The sequence below is a fragment of the Klebsiella sp. CSG-1 genome, assembly GCF_056521145.1.
Genome location: NZ_JBWNLD010000001.1, coordinates 367670 through 383840, shown reverse-complemented (window position 1 = coordinate 383840; position 16171 = coordinate 367670). Strand labels below are relative to the sequence as shown.

18 protein-coding genes are annotated in these 16171 nt (G+C 53.5%); 7 read left to right on the top strand and 11 right to left on the bottom strand.

Annotated elements, in window-relative coordinates:
- Positions 1 to 12: 12 nt before the first annotated feature.
- A complete protein-coding gene (gene dsbG / locus AC007G_RS01920; protein WP_032688896.1) occupies positions 13 to 759 on the bottom strand; it encodes a thiol:disulfide interchange protein DsbG in 747 nt (248 codons plus the stop codon).
- A gap of 407 nt (positions 760 to 1166) precedes the next feature.
- Between dsbG and ahpC the strand changes: the two genes are divergently transcribed.
- Positions 1167 to 1730, top strand: a complete 564-nt coding sequence (ahpC, locus tag AC007G_RS01915; RefSeq protein ID WP_004859485.1) for an alkyl hydroperoxide reductase subunit C — start codon at positions 1167 to 1169, stop codon at positions 1728 to 1730.
- A 241-nt stretch (positions 1731 to 1971) separates the two neighbouring features.
- Positions 1972 to 3537: an alkyl hydroperoxide reductase subunit F gene (gene ahpF / locus AC007G_RS01910; RefSeq protein ID WP_032688894.1), complete on the top strand. Its 1566-nt coding sequence runs from the start codon at positions 1972 to 1974 to the stop codon at positions 3535 to 3537.
- Positions 3538 to 3605: 68 nt separating this feature from the next.
- Here the strand turns inward: ahpF and uspG are convergent, their stop codons facing one another.
- The gene (gene uspG / locus AC007G_RS01905; RefSeq protein WP_004859493.1) at positions 3606 to 4034 is read right to left on the bottom strand and encodes a universal stress protein UspG; all 429 of its coding nucleotides are present in this window, start codon (positions 4032 to 4034) and stop codon (positions 3606 to 3608) included.
- Positions 4035 to 4231: 197 nt separating this feature from the next.
- Positions 4232 to 4642, bottom strand: coding sequence for a nucleoside diphosphate kinase regulator (gene rnk, locus AC007G_RS01900; RefSeq protein ID WP_032688893.1), 411 nt, complete (start codon positions 4640 to 4642; stop codon positions 4232 to 4234).
- A gap of 240 nt (positions 4643 to 4882) precedes the next feature.
- Between rnk and AC007G_RS01895 the strand changes: the two genes are divergently transcribed.
- Positions 4883 to 5713, top strand: a complete 831-nt coding sequence (locus tag AC007G_RS01895; protein WP_032688892.1) for an alpha/beta fold hydrolase — start codon at positions 4883 to 4885, stop codon at positions 5711 to 5713.
- 28 nt (positions 5714 to 5741) lie between these two features.
- Here the strand turns inward: AC007G_RS01895 and rna are convergent, their stop codons facing one another.
- Positions 5742 to 6539 carry a ribonuclease I gene (gene rna, locus AC007G_RS01890; RefSeq protein ID WP_136895292.1) on the bottom strand — a complete coding sequence of 266 codons (798 nt, stop codon included), beginning with the start codon at positions 6537 to 6539 and terminating at the stop codon, positions 5742 to 5744.
- A gap of 85 nt (positions 6540 to 6624) precedes the next feature.
- Complete coding sequence (gene dcuC, locus AC007G_RS01885; RefSeq protein WP_032688890.1) at positions 6625 to 7995, bottom strand: anaerobic C4-dicarboxylate transporter DcuC; 1371 nt, start codon at positions 7993 to 7995, stop codon at positions 6625 to 6627.
- 291 nt (positions 7996 to 8286) lie between these two features.
- Here dcuC and pagP point away from each other — a divergent pair, with 291 nt between their 5' ends.
- Both pagP and cspE read left to right on the top strand, forming a co-directional pair.
- Positions 8287 to 8862, top strand: a complete 576-nt coding sequence (pagP, locus tag AC007G_RS01880; RefSeq protein WP_032688888.1) for a lipid IV(A) palmitoyltransferase PagP — start codon at positions 8287 to 8289, stop codon at positions 8860 to 8862.
- A gap of 195 nt (positions 8863 to 9057) precedes the next feature.
- Entirely contained in the window at positions 9058 to 9267 is a 210-nt protein-coding gene (gene cspE, locus AC007G_RS01875; RefSeq protein ID WP_004859511.1) for a transcription antiterminator/RNA stability regulator CspE, read from the top strand.
- A gap of 57 nt (positions 9268 to 9324) precedes the next feature.
- On the opposite strand, the gene crcB is transcribed toward cspE, so the two are convergent.
- Positions 9325 to 9708, bottom strand: a complete 384-nt coding sequence (gene crcB, locus AC007G_RS01870; RefSeq protein ID WP_004859513.1) for a fluoride efflux transporter CrcB — start codon at positions 9706 to 9708, stop codon at positions 9325 to 9327.
- Positions 9709 to 9798: 90 nt separating this feature from the next.
- Here crcB and AC007G_RS01865 point away from each other — a divergent pair, with 90 nt between their 5' ends.
- Both AC007G_RS01865 and tatE read left to right on the top strand, forming a co-directional pair.
- A complete protein-coding gene (locus tag AC007G_RS01865) occupies positions 9799 to 10587 on the top strand; it encodes a deaminated glutathione amidase (RefSeq protein ID WP_032688887.1) in 789 nt (262 codons plus the stop codon).
- Positions 10588 to 10714: 127 nt separating this feature from the next.
- Positions 10715 to 10921, top strand: a complete 207-nt coding sequence (gene tatE, locus AC007G_RS01860) for a twin-arginine translocase subunit TatE (protein WP_004859519.1) — start codon at positions 10715 to 10717, stop codon at positions 10919 to 10921.
- 227 nt (positions 10922 to 11148) lie between these two features.
- Here tatE and lipA read toward each other — a convergent pair whose 3' ends face one another.
- From lipA to rlpA, 5 genes are all read right to left on the bottom strand, one after another.
- Positions 11149 to 12114 carry a lipoyl synthase gene (gene lipA / locus AC007G_RS01855; RefSeq protein WP_004859521.1) on the bottom strand — a complete coding sequence of 322 codons (966 nt, stop codon included), beginning with the start codon at positions 12112 to 12114 and terminating at the stop codon, positions 11149 to 11151.
- Between the two features lie 466 nt (positions 12115 to 12580).
- Positions 12581 to 13225: a lipoyl(octanoyl) transferase LipB gene (gene lipB / locus AC007G_RS01850; RefSeq protein ID WP_032688884.1), complete on the bottom strand. Its 645-nt coding sequence runs from the start codon at positions 13223 to 13225 to the stop codon at positions 12581 to 12583.
- 98 nt (positions 13226 to 13323) lie between these two features.
- The gene (gene ybeD / locus AC007G_RS01845; RefSeq protein ID WP_004859527.1) at positions 13324 to 13587 is read right to left on the bottom strand and encodes a DUF493 family protein YbeD; all 264 of its coding nucleotides are present in this window, start codon (positions 13585 to 13587) and stop codon (positions 13324 to 13326) included.
- A 114-nt stretch (positions 13588 to 13701) separates the two neighbouring features.
- Positions 13702 to 14901, bottom strand: coding sequence for a D-alanyl-D-alanine carboxypeptidase DacA (gene dacA / locus AC007G_RS01840; RefSeq protein WP_015584896.1), 1200 nt, complete (start codon positions 14899 to 14901; stop codon positions 13702 to 13704).
- Positions 14902 to 15044: 143 nt separating this feature from the next.
- Positions 15045 to 16163 carry an endolytic peptidoglycan transglycosylase RlpA gene (rlpA, locus tag AC007G_RS01835; protein ID WP_032688882.1) on the bottom strand — a complete coding sequence of 373 codons (1119 nt, stop codon included), beginning with the start codon at positions 16161 to 16163 and terminating at the stop codon, positions 15045 to 15047.
- Between the last annotated feature and the right edge of the window lie 8 nt (positions 16164 to 16171).

The following is a 16171-nucleotide window of genomic DNA, read 5'->3' as shown; positions in this document are numbered from 1 at the left end:
AGAGCTGAGGGGTTACTTTTCTCCCATCATGACCTGCAGCTTGTCGGCTTCAGGCAGTCCGACCACCTGCTGCAGCATATTATCTTTGTTCATGTAGTAAATGGCCGGCGTTGCGTTCGCGCCGAGTTCATCCATTAGCTGCTGATTCTCGCTGACGATCTTCATTTTTTCCGGGGAGAGATGAGCCGGGAGCTTAATAGGCATTTTACCGGCGGATTGTTCGTAATCACGCCAGGTTTTCGCCGGATCCTGGGTGGCGAGAATTGCGGCGGCCGTTGCCGGGCTTTCGGGTTTGATGACGCCAACCAACAGCGTGCGAATCTGTACTTTGCCTGACTCTACCCACGGACGCGCCTGTTGCCAGAATTGCAGGCAGTACGGGCAGAAGGGATCGGCAAAGACATACAGAATGATCGGCGCCTCCTTTTTCCCTTCCTGTAGCCAGCTGGCGGCCTCCATTTTCTTCCACATCGCCTGGCCTGCCGGCGTATAGAGCTCTTTCTGGAACAGCTGTTCGCTCAGGTTATTGCCATTTTCATCGTACATATAGCCGGAAATGGCGTGCTTGCCGTCGGGGGTCAGATAGATAGCGACCCCCATATCCTGATACTTCCCCAGCCATCCCTTCACTCCACCCGGCGCTTCAAAGGGCTTAATAATGGTAATTCCCTGTTTTTCTATCGCTTTTACGGGAGCCGGGAGATCTTCAGCCTGGCAGAAAAAGGGTAAAAAACTCAGAAAAAACAGACGCTTTAACATGATTATTCCTTTTAAATCAATGTATAAGGTGAAAAGATGATGAAGCCTATCACAGCTATAGGTAAGACCTGCTCGCGGGTGGATTGCCCTTTAATACTGCGGATGGTGTAATCGGCCTTGCTGTTACATTAAGGTAATGTAGAGCGCAACACATAGCCAGCTTGTCTGGCACTGAACCTACCTGCGGGTATTTCAGGTAACGGGGCCGCCTGAACAGGGCGGCCTTTTTACTTTCAGTGCCACGGGATGCAAAAGTAACGAAACGCGGCGATTGTCGCGACGGGTTCACAAAGCTGTCTTGTTCCGGTTGTTAGATATCGCTTATTGATTTGATAATGCAAACGCATTGGTCGAATCAGGAAAAGTTCGTTAACTTAGACCTCAACGAAAACACGGAGGAAGTATAGATGTCCTTGATTAACACTAAAATCAAACCTTTTAAAAACCAGGCATTCAAAAACGGTGAATTCATCGAAGTTACCGAAAAAGACACCGAAGGCCGTTGGAGCGTATTCTTCTTCTATCCGGCTGACTTCACCTTCGTATGCCCGACTGAACTGGGCGACGTTGCAGACCATTACGAAGAACTGCAGAAACTGGGCGTAGACGTGTACTCCGTTTCTACCGATACCCACTTCACCCACAAAGCATGGCACAGCAGCTCTGACACCATCGCGAAAATCAAATATGCGATGATCGGCGACCCGACTGGCGCCCTGACCCGTAACTTCGACAACATGCGTGAAGACGAAGGTCTGGCAGACCGCGCAACCTTCGTTGTTGACCCGCAGGGTATCATCCAGGCTATCGAAGTTACCGCTGAAGGTATCGGCCGCGACGCATCTGACCTGCTGCGTAAAATCAAAGCTGCTCAGTACGTTGCTTCTCACCCAGGTGAAGTTTGCCCGGCGAAATGGAAAGAAGGTGAAGCGACTCTGGCTCCGTCTCTGGACCTGGTCGGTAAAATCTAAAAATTCCGGCGTCTTTCATGCCACAGGTGTGTTGGCGACGCTTAATTACCCCGGTCACTTACTTATGTAAGCTCCCGGGGATTCATAAGCTTGCCGCCTTCCTGTAACACGAAATGCTTGCGAATTTATCCTCAAGCGGGTGCATCTGCGCCCGTTTTATTCCAACACCATGATGCAAGCCGCATTCAGGCCGCCCGCAAGGCAGCTTGCATGATGATGTTTTTTAAGCAGGAGATTAAAAATGCTCGACACCAACATGAAAACCCAGCTCAAGGCCTACCTTGAGAAACTGACTAAACCTGTTGAGCTGGTTGCCACGCTGGATGACAGCGCAAAATCGGCAGAAATCAAGGAACTGCTGGCTGAAATCGCCGAACTGTCGGAAAAAGTGACCTTCAGAGAAGATAACAGCTTGCCTGTCCGCAAGCCCTCGTTCCTGATTGCCAATCCTGGATCCCTCCAGGGGCCGCGCTTTGCCGGTTCTCCGCTGGGACATGAATTTACCTCTTTGGTGCTGGCGCTGCTGTGGACCGGCGGTCATCCCTCTAAAGAGACCCAGTCACTGCTCGAACAGATCCGCGATCTGGACGGTGATTTTGAGTTTGAAACCTATTACTCGCTCTCTTGTCATAACTGCCCGGATGTCGTGCAGGCGCTGAACCTGATGGCGGTACTGAATCCGCGTATCAAACATACGGCGATTGACGGCGGGACTTTCCAGAATGAGATTACCGACCGCAACGTGATGGGCGTTCCGGCTGTCTTTATGAATGGCCAGGAGTTCGGTCAGGGCCGTATGACGCTGGCGGAAATCGTCGCTAAAGTCGATACCGGCGCCGAAAAACGGGCGGCGGAAGAGCTGAATAAACGCGATGCTTACGATGTGCTGATCGTCGGTTCCGGCCCGTCAGGCGCCGCAGCGGCGGTCTATTCTGCGCGTAAAGGCATTCGTACCGGCCTGATGGGTGAACGTTTCGGTGGCCAGGTGCTGGATACCGTGGATATCGAAAACTACATCTCTGTACCGAAAACGGAAGGGCAGAAGCTGGCCGGGGCGTTAAAAGCGCACGTCAGCGACTATGCTGTGGATGTGATTGACTCTCAGAGCGCATCGAAACTGATTCCGGCTTCGGTAGAAGGCGGCCTGCACCAAATTGAAACGGCCTCCGGCGCGGTGCTGAAAGCACGCAGCGTGATCATCGCCACCGGGGCAAAATGGCGCAACATGAACGTGCCGGGTGAGGATCAGTACCGCACCAAAGGGGTGACCTATTGCCCACACTGCGACGGCCCGCTGTTTAAAGGTAAACGCGTGGCGGTTATCGGCGGCGGTAACTCCGGCGTTGAAGCGGCCATCGATCTGGCTGGTCTGGTAGAACATGTGACCCTGCTGGAGTTCGCGCCGGAAATGAAAGCCGACCAGGTCCTGCAGGATAAAGTCCGCAGCCTGAAAAATGTCGATATCATTCTCAATGCGCAGACCACTGAAGTGACGGGCGATGGTAGCAAAGTGACCGGCCTGCAGTATCGTGACCGGGTCAGCGGTGATGAACACCATATCGAGCTGGCGGGGATTTTCGTGCAGATTGGACTGCTGCCGAACACCAACTGGCTGGAAGGCACCATCGAGCGTAACCGGATGGGTGAAATTATCATCGACGCGAAATGTGAAACCAACGTCAAGGGCGTGTTTGCCGCCGGCGACTGCACAACCGTACCGTACAAACAGATCATTATCGCCGCGGGCGAGGGGGCGAAAGCTTCCCTGAGTTCGTTCGATTATCTGATTCGTACCAAAACCGCATAATAAAGTAAGACTACACCTGCATATAAAAGAGGCTACCCCAGGGTAGCCTCTTCTTTTATCGTTCGGTGTTACCGAACGACCATCACCGGAATATGGGCGTGGCGGATGACGCTTGAGGCATTAGAGCCAAGTAAGTGCGTGCTGATAGACGGGTTGCGCGAACCAATCACCACCACATCGGCTTTAATTTCGTTCGCCAGTTCATTCACCATGTCCCGCACGTTACCAAAGCGGACGTGCATTTTAATCCGCGAAGGGTCGATGCTGAAATGACCGGCCATTGTTTTCAGACGCGTTTCCGCCTCGTGCTGTAGATGCTCTTCAAAACGGCGCAGATCGGCGGTAAAGCGGCTCATTGTGAAGCTGGACGATCCGGGTAATACGTGGAGCAGGTGAATAATCCCATCCTGCTGAGCCAAAAATTCCGCGTGGCGGACGGCCTTGTCGCTCAACTCCATCTCAAAAACATCAACGGGCATAATGATAGTTTTATACATATGCATTCCTCCTTGTTCGACTGTTTCTATATCAACACATTATAGGAAGATATAGTGTCATTCAGCTCGCAAAACTGTCAGCTCAGACGAAGAGAGGGGTAAAATTTTGTCAGCGCCAGGAGAGAGGGTGGGGGGCAGAAAGAGGATGCGAAGACATCCTCTGAATAAAGCGTGAAACGCCTCAGGCAGCGGGATAATTAACGATGAAACTCACCTGCGGCTTCCGGCTGGTAAAGCAGCTCCAGTACTTCGAGATGGGCCGATGCCCCGCCCGGTAATTCCCAGTGGATCGCACTGCCGACTTTCAGGCCGAGCAGCGCGGCACCAACGGGGGCGAGCACGGAAAGTTGGGTTGCGCTGTCGGTCACCTGCGAGGGAAACACCAGTGTCCGCACGCGTTCTTCACCGCTGGTCAAATCGCGAAATCTGACTTTACTGTTCATGCTGACAACATCATGCGGCATCGCTTCGGGCGCCAGCATTTGTGCACGATCCAGTTCGTCGTTCAGCGCATCTGCCACCGGGGAATTCGCGAAAGCCGGCTGTTCGAGCAGCCTGTCGATGCGTTCTGCATCGAGCTCATTAATGATGATTGCGGGTCTGGTCATCGCATACTCCGTGTTATCCAGGAACCTGTCCGTAAAAGAAAACCCTCACCGAAAAGGCAAGGGTTAATGTCGTCCCATCATACTGAGACTTGTCGGCGGTTTGAAGTGATTAAACGCACATTAAGTGATGATCGCCGAAAGGGACATATGAAATTTATGATACTGCCGTCGCAAGTGAAAAATCTGTCTTATCCTTTTTAAGCGGTATCAGGTAGTACCCTTCCAGTACAGGAGACTGAAATGAGCGGTTTTGACAAACTTACTCTTAACGACGGTAGTTATCTGTATTTTAAAGACTGGGGCAGCGGGCAACCGGTGGTGTTCAGCCACGGCTGGCCGTTAACGGCTGATGCTTTTGAAGATCAAATGTTGTTTCTTGGATCGCATGGATTCCGTGTGATTGCTCACGATCGTCGGGGGCATGGTCGTTCGGCGCAGCCCTGGGATGGCCACAACATGGATCGCTATGCCGACGATCTGGCTCAGCTCACCGCCCATCTGAACTTACGTGATGCCATTCATGTCGGACACTCAACCGGCGGCGGAGAAGTCGCGCGTTATATCGGCCGGCACGGGACTGACCGAGTGGCGAAAGCGGTGCTGATTGGCGCCGTGACGCCGATTATGATTCAGACGGATTTTAACCCGAACGGCGTACCCAAAGCGGTCTTCGACAGTATCAGAGAGGGCGTTATCGAGGATCGCGGGGCGTTCTTCTATGAGCTGAGCGCAGCTTTCTACGGCTACAATCGGGACGGCGCCAAAGAGTCAAAAGCGGTACGCGAAGGGTTTGTCGAGCAGGGGTTGCAGGGGTCAATCAAAGCGCTTTATGACTGTATTAAAGCGTTTTCTGAAACCGATCTCCGTGAGGACCTGCGTAAGATGACAATCCCGACGCTGGTGATTCATGGGGATGATGACCAGATTGTCCCGTTTGAAACCTGCGGTAAAGTGGCGGCGCAGCTACTGCCTGACGGCGAATTAAAGGTCTATCAGGGTGGGTCTCACGGGATCTGTACAACCCATAAACACCAGATTAACCAGGATTTGCTCGATTTTATTCGCGCATAATCTACCGGCGGCTTACGCCGCCGAATCATCAGTTGCCGGCTTTATCAATGATAAATTGTTTGCCGCAATTCCCCGGATGAGGCTGGGGCAAGAGGCTATTGGCTGAAAGCGGCTGATTGATGGCCTCCGCTTTGATGGCGATTTGCATTTCGGTTAAATAAGCCGGATTGCCGTTACAGGTCAGCTTAAATGCTTTCACGCTCTGCTGACCATATGCCTGCGCGACCGCGGTATCGAACTCATCGCGGCTGACGCTCTGCCCGTAGTGTTTCGCCAGAAAGAGGCCCAGCGGGCTCTGCTTCACTTCACTATCAAGACGCACCATCGTGCCAAAGTAGCTATCGGGATCGAAGCCAAAGCAGACGCCGTGTTTCGCATACTCATAACGCTCGAGACACGAATTGCCGCCGGCTCCTGGCATTACGCTATTGAGTTTATTCGCCATCTCGAGCGACAGCCCGGTTTCAGCGGCCTGGCATTTACGCCCGGCTTTAACTTCAGGCATGTTGGGGACAGGGCGGGTGGCACAGCCAAAACGCATCCAGCGCCGATCGTCGACGCCCCGGGCAGCAATGGATTTTGGCAAGCCAGGCCAGAGGCCATGTACCGTCAGGAAATCCGCTTTATTCGGTAATTCCTGCTGCAAGCGACACTCTTCCGGCTCGCTACGGTTTCTGTCATGCATGCTCTGGCAGAATCCCGTTTGCCATGACAAAGCCAGTACATAACGGTCGAAATCGCTATACTGCGTTGCGGTGAGTGGTTCAGCGCCGGCCTGGGTTGCCGTCAGTAAAAGGGCAATGGCGACGAAATCCTTCCTGAACATTTTTAATCCTGATAGTGGGTGACAATGATTTACAGGAAATGATTAAAGCATAAAAAAGGCGCCTGCTGGCGCCTTTTCGCGTTTATTAAAGTGCGCTACCGGGCACCAGAACTTCGGTGGCGATAATCACCACCAGCAGACCGACGATAACCGGAACAGAGGTCCGTTTCACTACTTCAAAGGGGGAGATTTTGGCCATCCCGGCAACGGCTACCACCACGCCCGAGACCGGCGAAATAGTCCGACCCAGGTTTGAAGCCTGTAGCATAGGAATGGACAGATAGGCCGGGTTGATGCCTGAAGAGTGGGCTAATTTCGGGATCATCTCGACGAAGGCGTAAAACGGCGCATTACCGGAACCGGTGGTCATTGCCGCCAGCATGGTCAGAATCACCAGCACCAGCATTAAAATGATGCTCGCCGAGCCAAATGATGTGGCGATTGAGATCAGGCTATTGATAAAGCCAATGGTGCTCAGGCCCTGAGCAAAGACGCCTGCGGCCACTAACAGCATGACGACGCCGGCGAAGGCATCGGCCATGCCGCGGTAGGCGACTTCCAGTCCGGCGAAAACATTTTTGGTATTAAAGCCGCGAACGAACTCCAGCACGGCCGCCAGCAGCATGCAGAGTACGAGGATGGCAATAATATGCAGCTCCGGGCCCCATTTCCCGTCGAAAATCAGTACGCCGATAATCGGCGTAAAGGGCAGAAGGGCGTAGAAGGAGGGGGCGGTAGTGGTGATCTCATTCACATCAAGCATTTCGTGAACGACATTCTCTTTTTTATCCAGATAGCGCTGCCAGAAGTAGTGGGCAATGGCCATGCTGATAATCGCGACGATGGAGATCGGCAGCGTGGTTTTAAACGCGAAGTCGATGAGCGGCATTTCTGCGGCTTTGGCGGCCAGCACCACGTCGCCGGAGGTCGGAGAGAGGATAATCGCGGCCGGCGAGGCACAAATTGCCGCCGCGGCGCCGCGGCTGATACCGACGTTCACCATCACCGGGAACAGCGTGGCCATCAGCAGAACGCCCAGACCGGTTGCCGAGGAGACGGCCAGCGACATCAGACAGGCCACGAAATAGGCGGCGATCATCAGCAGATAGGGGGAGTTAATATAGCGCAGCGGCTTTGAGGCCAGCTTTACCACCATATCGTTAGCGCCAATATGGGTCATATAGGTGGCGAAGCCGCAGAGCATCATAATCATCATGCCCAAATCGCCGCCGCGGCTCATCAGGAGGATTTTGACGTATTCGATGATATCGGTCGCGGAATACCCCGTGCTTTTCGTATCGCCGGGTAAAATCTTGTGCCCCATCAACGCGCTGACGATGAGTAACGCCAAACCGCCGACGAACAGCACGCCGGTGGCGGAATACCCTTTTATGATATAGCGGGCAACACCCACAATGACCACAACCCCGATCAGGATCTCAACTAGCGTAAGCATTTTTTACCCCTAAGCCTTTTACCCAAAGAATCTGCTAATAAATAAAGTGAAGAGAAAATTAAGTGAGCGAATGTGCCTAATTAATGGGCGAAACATGCTGACGCAAATCAATAAACCGATGAGAACCCTGCAATCATCAGCGGAGGGGCGGCCGCTATCACAAAACGACAAGGTGAAAAGGTTGCTGTTTTTCCGATCATAAATCAGAAACTTACCTAATTTCGTTAAGGTAATATTAAGATTATACTTGTTAACTTATTGCGCTTTAAAATCGATATTGGTAAGAGATAAGTGTTGAGACAACGTCATTTCGTATTGTTTTTTCTTGGTTTTTTGGGGTTAATGCTCTCTTGTGGCGCGGCTAACGCGTCGTTTACGTCGACGATTCGCGATGGGTATAACACCTTAAGTGATAACGTCGTGCAAACCTGGCAGGAACCTGAACACTACGATCTGTATGTTCCCGCGATTACCTGGCATGCCCGCTTTGCCTATGACAAAGAAAAGACCGATGGGTATAACGAGCGTCCGTGGGGGGCTGGATTCGGGGTTTCGCGCTGGGATGATAAAGGCAACTGGCATGGCCTGTACCTGATGGCTTTTAAGGACTCTTTTAACAAATGGGAGCCGATTGGCGGCTACGGCTGGGAGAAAACCTGGCGTCCGTTAGCAGACGACAATTTTCATCTTGGTCTGGGGTACACGCTGGGCGTGACGGCGCGAGATAACTGGAATTACATTCCCATTCCGGTCATTTTGCCACTGGCATCCATTGGTTATGGTCCTGCAACCTTCCAGATGACCTATATCCCCGGGACCTACAACAACGGTAACGTCTACTTTGCCTGGGCCCGTTTTCAGTTTTAGAACCGGCATAACTTAGCAACAAATGAGCTAAGTCGTTTGTCCCGTGAAAAAACAACAACTAAGGCGTGACCTCCTAAAAAAGATAGCGATATTTGTCACTTTTTAATAAAGTTGCACTGGACAAAAGGCATCACAATTGATGTACTGGTGTCCGACACAGTATCAGTGTCGTTTTTTCATATAAAGGTAATTTTGATGTCTAAGATTAAAGGTAACGTTAAGTGGTTTAATGAATCCAAAGGATTCGGTTTCATTACTCCGGAAGATGGCAGCAAAGATGTATTCGTACATTTCTCTGCAATCCAGTCCAACGGTTTCAAAACTCTGGCTGAAGGTCAGCGCGTAGAGTTCGAAATCACTAACGGTGCCAAAGGCCCTTCTGCTGCAAACGTAAACGCTATCTAAGCATTGCGTCAGTAGAATATAAAAACCCGCTAAACGCGGGTTTTTTTTTGCCTGCCGTTAGCGACTGGCTGCGTGGGAAAAGAGCCAGAATGCCGTTGCCGTCATGGCGAATGAGCCTAACAGATTGACCAGAATATTCAGCAGCGCCCAGCTGAAACGGCCCTGTTGCAGCAGGAAAACGACCTCCGATGAGAAGGTTGAAAACGTCGTCAGCCCGCCGCAAAAACCGGTCGTGATCAGCAGTTTCCACATTGGGTCAATGTTTGTCAGGCGGTTAAACCATGCCAGCCCGGCGCCAATGATGAATGCGCCCAGCAGGTTTGCCGCGAGTGTGCCGATGGGAATAGCGTGATGCATTGGATTGAACTTCATTCCAAGCCACCAGCGCAATACGCTGCCGGTACCGCCACCAACAAAAACGGCTAAAAGTAGTTGTGACACTCTCATTCCCTGCTATTTGGTTAATACAGGGGTTTGAGTGTAGCGCGTCAAATACGTCGCTGGCTACGAAATACCTGACGGGAGAAGAGAATGCGGGTTGCTGCGGGACAATTTGCCGTTACGGCGGACTGGCGAGTCAATGCGCGTACCTGCGTGGCGTTGATGAACCAGGCGGCCGGGCAGGGAGTATCATTGCTGGTATTACCGGAAGCGTTGCTGGCGCGCGACGACAGCGATCCGGATCTCTCGGTAAAGTCGGCGCAGGAGATTGATGGCGGTTTTCTGCAGCTGTTGCGTGATGAAAGCCGGAATTATAGTTTAACCACGGTGCTGACGCTGCATGTGCCTTCGGGTGAGGGGCGAGCGACGAATACGCTGGTGGCAATACGCCAGGGCGAGGTTATTGCCCAATATCAGAAGCTCCATTTGTATGACGCGTTTGCGATGCAGGAGTCGCGACTTGTTGATGCCGGGCAACAGATCCCGCCGCTGATTGATGTCGACGGGGTGCGCGTGGGCCTGATGACCTGTTACGATTTACGCTTTCCTGAACTGGCGTTAACGCTGGCACTTAACGGTGCTGAAGTGCTGGTTTTACCCACCGCGTGGGTAAAAGGGCCGATGAAGGAGTATCATTGGGCCACGCTACTGGCGGCCAGGGCTCTGGATACGACCTGCTATATTGTGGCGGCAGGTGAATGCGGAACCCGCAATATTGGCCAGAGCCGCATTATCGACCCGATGGGAACGATAATGGCGGGGGCAGGGGACGGGCCGCAGATGATTACTGCCGACATTTCGACAGCGTCGCTGCGCCAGGTTCGCGAGCGTTTGCCGGTGCTGAAGAACCGCCGCTTTGCGCCACCGCAATTATTGTGATGTTTTTTTAAACAAGGCTTGATTCACCTTGTTACAGATTGCTATTGTGTCCGCGCGTCAAATAGCCGTTAATTGTTCGCGTGTATGATGGCGTATTCGCAGCTTGTTTTAGAGAAGAAGGTTAGCTATGGGTGAGATTAGTATTACCAAACTGCTGGTTGTCGCAGCACTGATTATTTTAGTGTTTGGTACCAAAAAATTACGTACGCTGGGTGGAGACCTGGGTTCCGCTATCAAAGGCTTCAAGAAAGCCATGAACGACGATGACGATAGCGCAAAGAAAACCAGTGCGGAAGAAGACGCTCCGGCACAAAAGCTCTCTCATAAAGAGTAATTAAAGGCGCGTTCCCCGACAGCGGGAGGGCGTAACCGACAGGCGAAAGTCTGGACGTTGAAGAGGCTGCAGCGATAAGCGTTGCGGCCTCTTTTTATTGCTTGTTCGCGAAGATGCGGAAAAAATGCAACCAGTTGTTACCAGTGGCCAGGGAAACGTCAGACGGGCGGGGTAAAAACAGATCGCCGCGCGAAAGCGTTCACGCGGCGATTGCCGGGCAGTGAGTTTTACTTCACTTCCATCCCTTTGGCTTGCAGGTCGGCATGATAAGACGAACGAACGAACGGACCGCAGGCGGCGTGGGTGAAGCCCATCGCCATCGCTTCGGCTTTCATCTCTTCAAACTCGTCCGGGCTAACGTAGCGCTGAACCGGCAGGTGATGGCGGCTTGGCTGCAGATACTGGCCCAGGGTGAGCATGGTCACGCCATGGCGACGCAGGTCGCGCATGACTTCGATGATCTCTTCGTTGGTCTCGCCGAGACCGACCATCAAACCTGATTTAGTCGGGATCTCCGGATGCGCTTCTTTAAAGCGCTCCAGCAGTTTCAGCGACCAGTTGTAGTCGGCGCCCGGGCGAACCTGACGATACAGACGCGGCACGTTTTCCAGGTTGTGGTTAAACACATCCGGCGGAGTCACCGTGAGGATATCCAGCGCGCGATCCATACGGCCACGGAAGTCAGGGACCAGGGTCTCAATCTTTATTGTCGGGTTTTTCTCACGAATAGCGCTGATGCAATCGGCAAAGTGCTGAGCGCCGCCGTCGCGAAGATCGTCGCGGTCAACGGAGGTCACGACGACGTAACGCAGGCCCATATCGGCGATAGTTTGCGCGAGTTTCTGCGGTTCGTTGGCATCCGGGGTCACCGGACGACCGTGCGCAACGTCACAGAACGGGCAGCGGCGGGTACAAATCGCGCCGAGGATCATAAAGGTGGCCGTTCCGTGGTTGAAGCATTCCGCAAGGTTTGGGCAAGAAGCTTCTTCGCACACGGAGTGCAAACCGTTCTTACGCATCGCTGCTTTGATTCCCTGGATACGGGACGAGTCAGCCGGAAGTTTGATTTTCATCCATTCCGGTTTTCTGAGCAGAGCTTCACGCTCAGTTGCCACGTTTTTCACCGGGATAAGGGCCATTTTATCGGCGTCGCGGTACTTAACACCGCGTTCCATCACAATGGGTTTACTCATAGCGTGCGTGTTCCAGTTGCGAGTCACGAAGGAAAGCGAATCAATTCAAGGAAATGTTGTAATTATCAACTATTTTTGAATTAAGGACAGGCAGTATACCATTGATATGGGACAGAAAGCAGCCTACCTGTTCGGCAAATTGTAAAATAGTTGTTGTTTTATGCTTATCCTCACGTGCTTTATTGTTTAAACGACTGGCAAACCACCGCGATGACCTGATTCAGCAACGGTTCCTGCACGCTCAGCCGGTAACATCTCAATGCGCTCTTCGGGTCATTCAGCGTCTCGAGCCTTGCCAGCGACCCCGTTCGCGCCAGCAAAAAAACATCCGCTCCGGCATCAGCCCGAACATATCGCTTTGGCTCACCAGCGGCGCCGCGCATGACATTTAATTGCAGAGATAAGGGCTTAACTAGCGATAATGCGGATGTCGCGCCCCTGTGACAGGGGCGCGAGCCGGCGGGAGTTAAGCGGCGGCAATCATCTCGTGAGGCGGGTTACCGAGTAGGGCCAGCAGGTTGGCTACCAGATGAGGCGCCACCATCTGCGGTTGAATATCCGGCTGCCACTGGCGCATTTGGGCCATCTCCATTCCGGCATAGCCGCAGGGGTTGATCCGCAGGAACGGCGACAGGTCCATCGCAATATTCAGCGCCAGCCCGTGAAACGAACAACCTTTCCGGATACGCAAACCCAGAGAGCAGATTTTTTGCTCGCCGACATAGACACCGGGCGCATCGGCGCGTGGATGTGATTCAATCGCGTATTCCGCCAGCGTATTAACCACGGTCTGTTCCAGCAGTGTCACCAGTTCGCGCACGCCCAGTTTCCGGCGCTTGAGGTTCAGCAGAACATACATCACCTGTTGCCCTGGCCCGTGGTAGGTCACCTGGCCGCCGCGATCGCTTTGAATGACCGGAATATCTCCCGGAACCAGCACGTGTTCGGCTTTTCCCGCCTGGCCTTGAGTAAAGACCGGAGGGTGTTCTACCAGCCAGATTTCGTCCAGCGTGCTGTCGTCGCGGGTATCGGTAAATTCATGCATCGCCTGCGAGACCGGTTCGTAAGGTTGCAGGCCAAGTTGACGGATAAGGATTTTGTTATGCTGCAAAACAACGTCTCCGCAGAGAGAGAAGTGACTTGAGGGGGGAGTATATCACAGCACAGCGGGGAGAGATGACCCGGCGCAGGACCGGGTCTGGGAATGGGTTACAGCACCATCCGGACGATGTCGATATTGCCCAGCTCTTCGTACAGGGTTTCGACCTGCTCGATATGGGTTGCGTTGATGGTGATAGAAACTGAGTGGTAGTTCCCTTTGCTGCTCGGTTTTACCTGTGGAGAGTAATCACCCGGCGCATGGCGCTGTACCACTTCCACCACCTGATCAACCAGCTCAGGCAACGCCTGCCCCATTACTTTGTAAGTAAATGGAGTAGGGAATTCAAGCAGTTCGTTAAGTTTGGTTTTCATGTCAGCTCCGGTGTTACGACAAAAAATAATAACTCCCACGAAGGGTGGGAGTTATCAGGTTACTTTGATGATTAGTATATGGGGATGTAAATCACACTTTCAAGCGTTCGATTTTTAACCAAACCAGTGGTGGAACATTAACTTGATGTAATCAATCATTTTTCCGAAGAAATTGCCTTCAGGAATTTCTTGCAGGACCACCAGAGGGCGCTGATCGATGGTTTTACCATCCAGCTGGAAGTTAATGGTGCCGACAACCTGGTTTTTCTGCAGCGGGGCGTGCAGTTCGGTATTGTTCAGCACATAGCTGGCTTTCAGATCTTTCATGCGGCCACGAGGGATAGTCAGATAAACGTCTTTATCGACACCCAGCGAAGCGCGATCGCTGTCGCCAAACCAGGCCGGTTCGGAAGAGAACTCTTTCCCGGCTTTCAGCGGATTGACGGTTTCGAAGAAGCGGAAGCCCCAGGTCAGCAGCTTTTTGCTTTCGGATTCGCGACCTTTATAGGTGCGGCCGCCCATGACGGCGGAGATCAGACGCATCTGGCCTTCGGTCGCCGAGGCCACGAGGTTATAGCCCGCTTTGTCGGTATGCCCGGTTTTAATCCCGTCGACGTTCAGGCTGTTATCCCACAGCAGACCATTACGGTTCAGCTGACGAATGCCGTTAAAGGTGAACTCTTTTTCTTTATAGATGGTGTATTCGTTCGGTACATCGCGGATCAGCGCCTGGCCAATCAGCGCCATATCGCGCGCAGAGCTGTACTGGCCGTCGGCATCGAGGCCGTGAACGGTCTGGAAGTGGCTGTTTTTCAGGCCCAGCGCATTGACGTAGCTGTTCATCAGGCTGACGAAGGCATCCTGGCTGCCAGCAACATAGTCGGCCATGGCGACGCAGGCATCGTTACCTGACTGCAGGTTGATGCCGCGGATCAGCTGAGAAACCGGAACCTGCATACCCGGCTTGAGGAACATCAGTGAAGAGCCTTTAAACACCGGGTTACCGGTTGCCCACGCATCGTTACCCACCGTCACCAGGTCGGTTTCTTTAAATTTTCCCGCTTTCATGGCCTGACCGATGACGTAGCTGGTCATCATTTTGGTCAGACTCGCCGGGTCGCGGCGGGAATCAGCGTTATTCTCCGCCAGCACTTTGCCCGAATTGTAATCAATAAGAATCCAGGATTCGGCATCAATCTGCGGCGCGCCTGGGATCATGGTTTTGAGATTCAGGTCATCGGCGTGGGCAGCGGAGGAGAGCGCTGCAACGGAGAGGGCCGTAACGAGTAAACGTGCGGTGAAAGAGGTCTTCATGGTCAGAACAACGGCATCCGTGATGGAGTTAAAAAAAGTGCCTTACTATAACAAATGCTCTGTGGACCGGCATCCGACATTGCGCATGACTTTGTTAATGACTTTTTCATGCGCATCACAGTACGGACCACGACCCTGGCTGTTTAGTTGGCGTGAGTAATAAATGATTGCAGCTGAGCTTCGCTTTGCAGGCGCTGTTGTACCGTGCTGGCCTGCGATTTACTGGCGAACGGCCCGAGCTGAATGCGCCACACTGCGCCGTTCTGCACGACGCGGCCAGGCACGGAAAACTGCTGGCTCAGGCGCTGCTGATATTGCTGCGCGCGGGCCCGATCGCTGACGGCACCGACCTGGACGACAAAATCGCCGCTGGCGCTTGCCGAAGAGGCGGCGACAGCCGCGGTCGCAGCAGCCGCCGGCGCTGCCGGCGTGACGCTGCCTTGTACAGAACCAGGCGCGGTAACCGGCGCGCTTTGGGTAGCAGTCTGCACCGCAGGCTCGCTGCTTTCCAGCACGCCGCTATTCAGGGGCGTCGGCGCGCCGAGGAAGCCGCTGCTGTTCACCGGGGCGCCAACGTTGTCTTCCGGTTTCAGCGTGGCATTGCTGATCGGGCGAACGTCGGTTTGCGCCGTCGGTTCGCTGGAAACACCCGCGCCGCCGTCAAGATCCGGACGGGCAGGTAGCGCATAGGTTTGTTTGGCGACGGTAGTACAGGCCATACCCGGGCCGGAAAGCGACCCGTCCGCTGCGACGATGATCGGATCGATACGCACTTTGGTGTTATTGGAGGTGTTCAGGCGATCGGCAGAGGCGCGAGAAAGCGAAATCACGCGATCGGTGCCGTACGGGCCGCGATCGTTAATACGCACGACGATCATGCGGCCATTCGCCACGTTCGTCACGCGCACGTAGCTCGGAATCGGCAGCGTCGGGTGCGCTGCGGTAAGCTGCGTCGGGTCGAAGGCTTCGCCGGATGCCGTCAGGTTGCTGTTGGGTTCCGCATCATAAATGGCGGCCAGACCGGTCTGAGTAAAGTTAGACGGATCCTGGACGATTTTATAACTTTTACCATCGCGCTCGTAATCCTGATTCGCCGTGGCATTTGGCGTCTCATAATGCGGATCGGCGCCGCTGATTTCCACGCTTGGGCCATTACAGACGGCCGGCTGTGGAGTGCTGACCGTCTTCTGTTGCACGTCTTCACCCGAACATGCCGCCAGCAGCCCCGCTGCTATGCAGATCCCCAGCCATTGCTTACGCATCGCGAACC

What these genes read in the sequence shown, in the direction of transcription:
- dsbG (WP_032688896.1), bottom strand. Translation starts at nt 759, where the DNA reads ATGTTAAAGCGTCTGTTTTTTCTGAGTTTTTTACCCTTTTTCTGCCAG.
- ahpC (WP_004859485.1), top strand. Translation starts at nt 1,167, where the DNA reads ATGTCCTTGATTAACACTAAAATCAAACCTTTTAAAAACCAGGCATTC.
- ahpF (WP_032688894.1), top strand. Translation starts at nt 1,972, where the DNA reads ATGCTCGACACCAACATGAAAACCCAGCTCAAGGCCTACCTTGAGAAA.
- uspG (WP_004859493.1), bottom strand. Translation starts at nt 4,034, where the DNA reads ATGTATAAAACTATCATTATGCCCGTTGATGTTTTTGAGATGGAGTTG.
- rnk (WP_032688893.1), bottom strand. Translation starts at nt 4,642, where the DNA reads ATGACCAGACCCGCAATCATCATTAATGAGCTCGATGCAGAACGCATC.
- AC007G_RS01895 (WP_032688892.1), top strand. Translation starts at nt 4,883, where the DNA reads ATGAGCGGTTTTGACAAACTTACTCTTAACGACGGTAGTTATCTGTAT.
- rna (WP_136895292.1), bottom strand. Translation starts at nt 6,539, where the DNA reads ATGTTCAGGAAGGATTTCGTCGCCATTGCCCTTTTACTGACGGCAACC.
- dcuC (WP_032688890.1), bottom strand. Translation starts at nt 7,995, where the DNA reads ATGCTTACGCTAGTTGAGATCCTGATCGGGGTTGTGGTCATTGTGGGT.
- cspE (WP_004859511.1), top strand. Translation starts at nt 9,058, where the DNA reads ATGTCTAAGATTAAAGGTAACGTTAAGTGGTTTAATGAATCCAAAGGA.
- AC007G_RS01865 (WP_032688887.1), top strand. Translation starts at nt 9,799, where the DNA reads ATGCGGGTTGCTGCGGGACAATTTGCCGTTACGGCGGACTGGCGAGTC.
- tatE (WP_004859519.1), top strand. Translation starts at nt 10,715, where the DNA reads ATGGGTGAGATTAGTATTACCAAACTGCTGGTTGTCGCAGCACTGATT.
- lipA (WP_004859521.1), bottom strand. Translation starts at nt 12,114, where the DNA reads ATGAGTAAACCCATTGTGATGGAACGCGGTGTTAAGTACCGCGACGCC.
- ybeD (WP_004859527.1), bottom strand. Translation starts at nt 13,587, where the DNA reads ATGAAAACCAAACTTAACGAACTGCTTGAATTCCCTACTCCATTTACT.
- dacA (WP_015584896.1), bottom strand. Translation starts at nt 14,901, where the DNA reads ATGAAGACCTCTTTCACCGCACGTTTACTCGTTACGGCCCTCTCCGTT.
- rlpA (WP_032688882.1), bottom strand. Translation starts at nt 16,163, where the DNA reads ATGCGTAAGCAATGGCTGGGGATCTGCATAGCAGCGGGGCTGCTGGCG.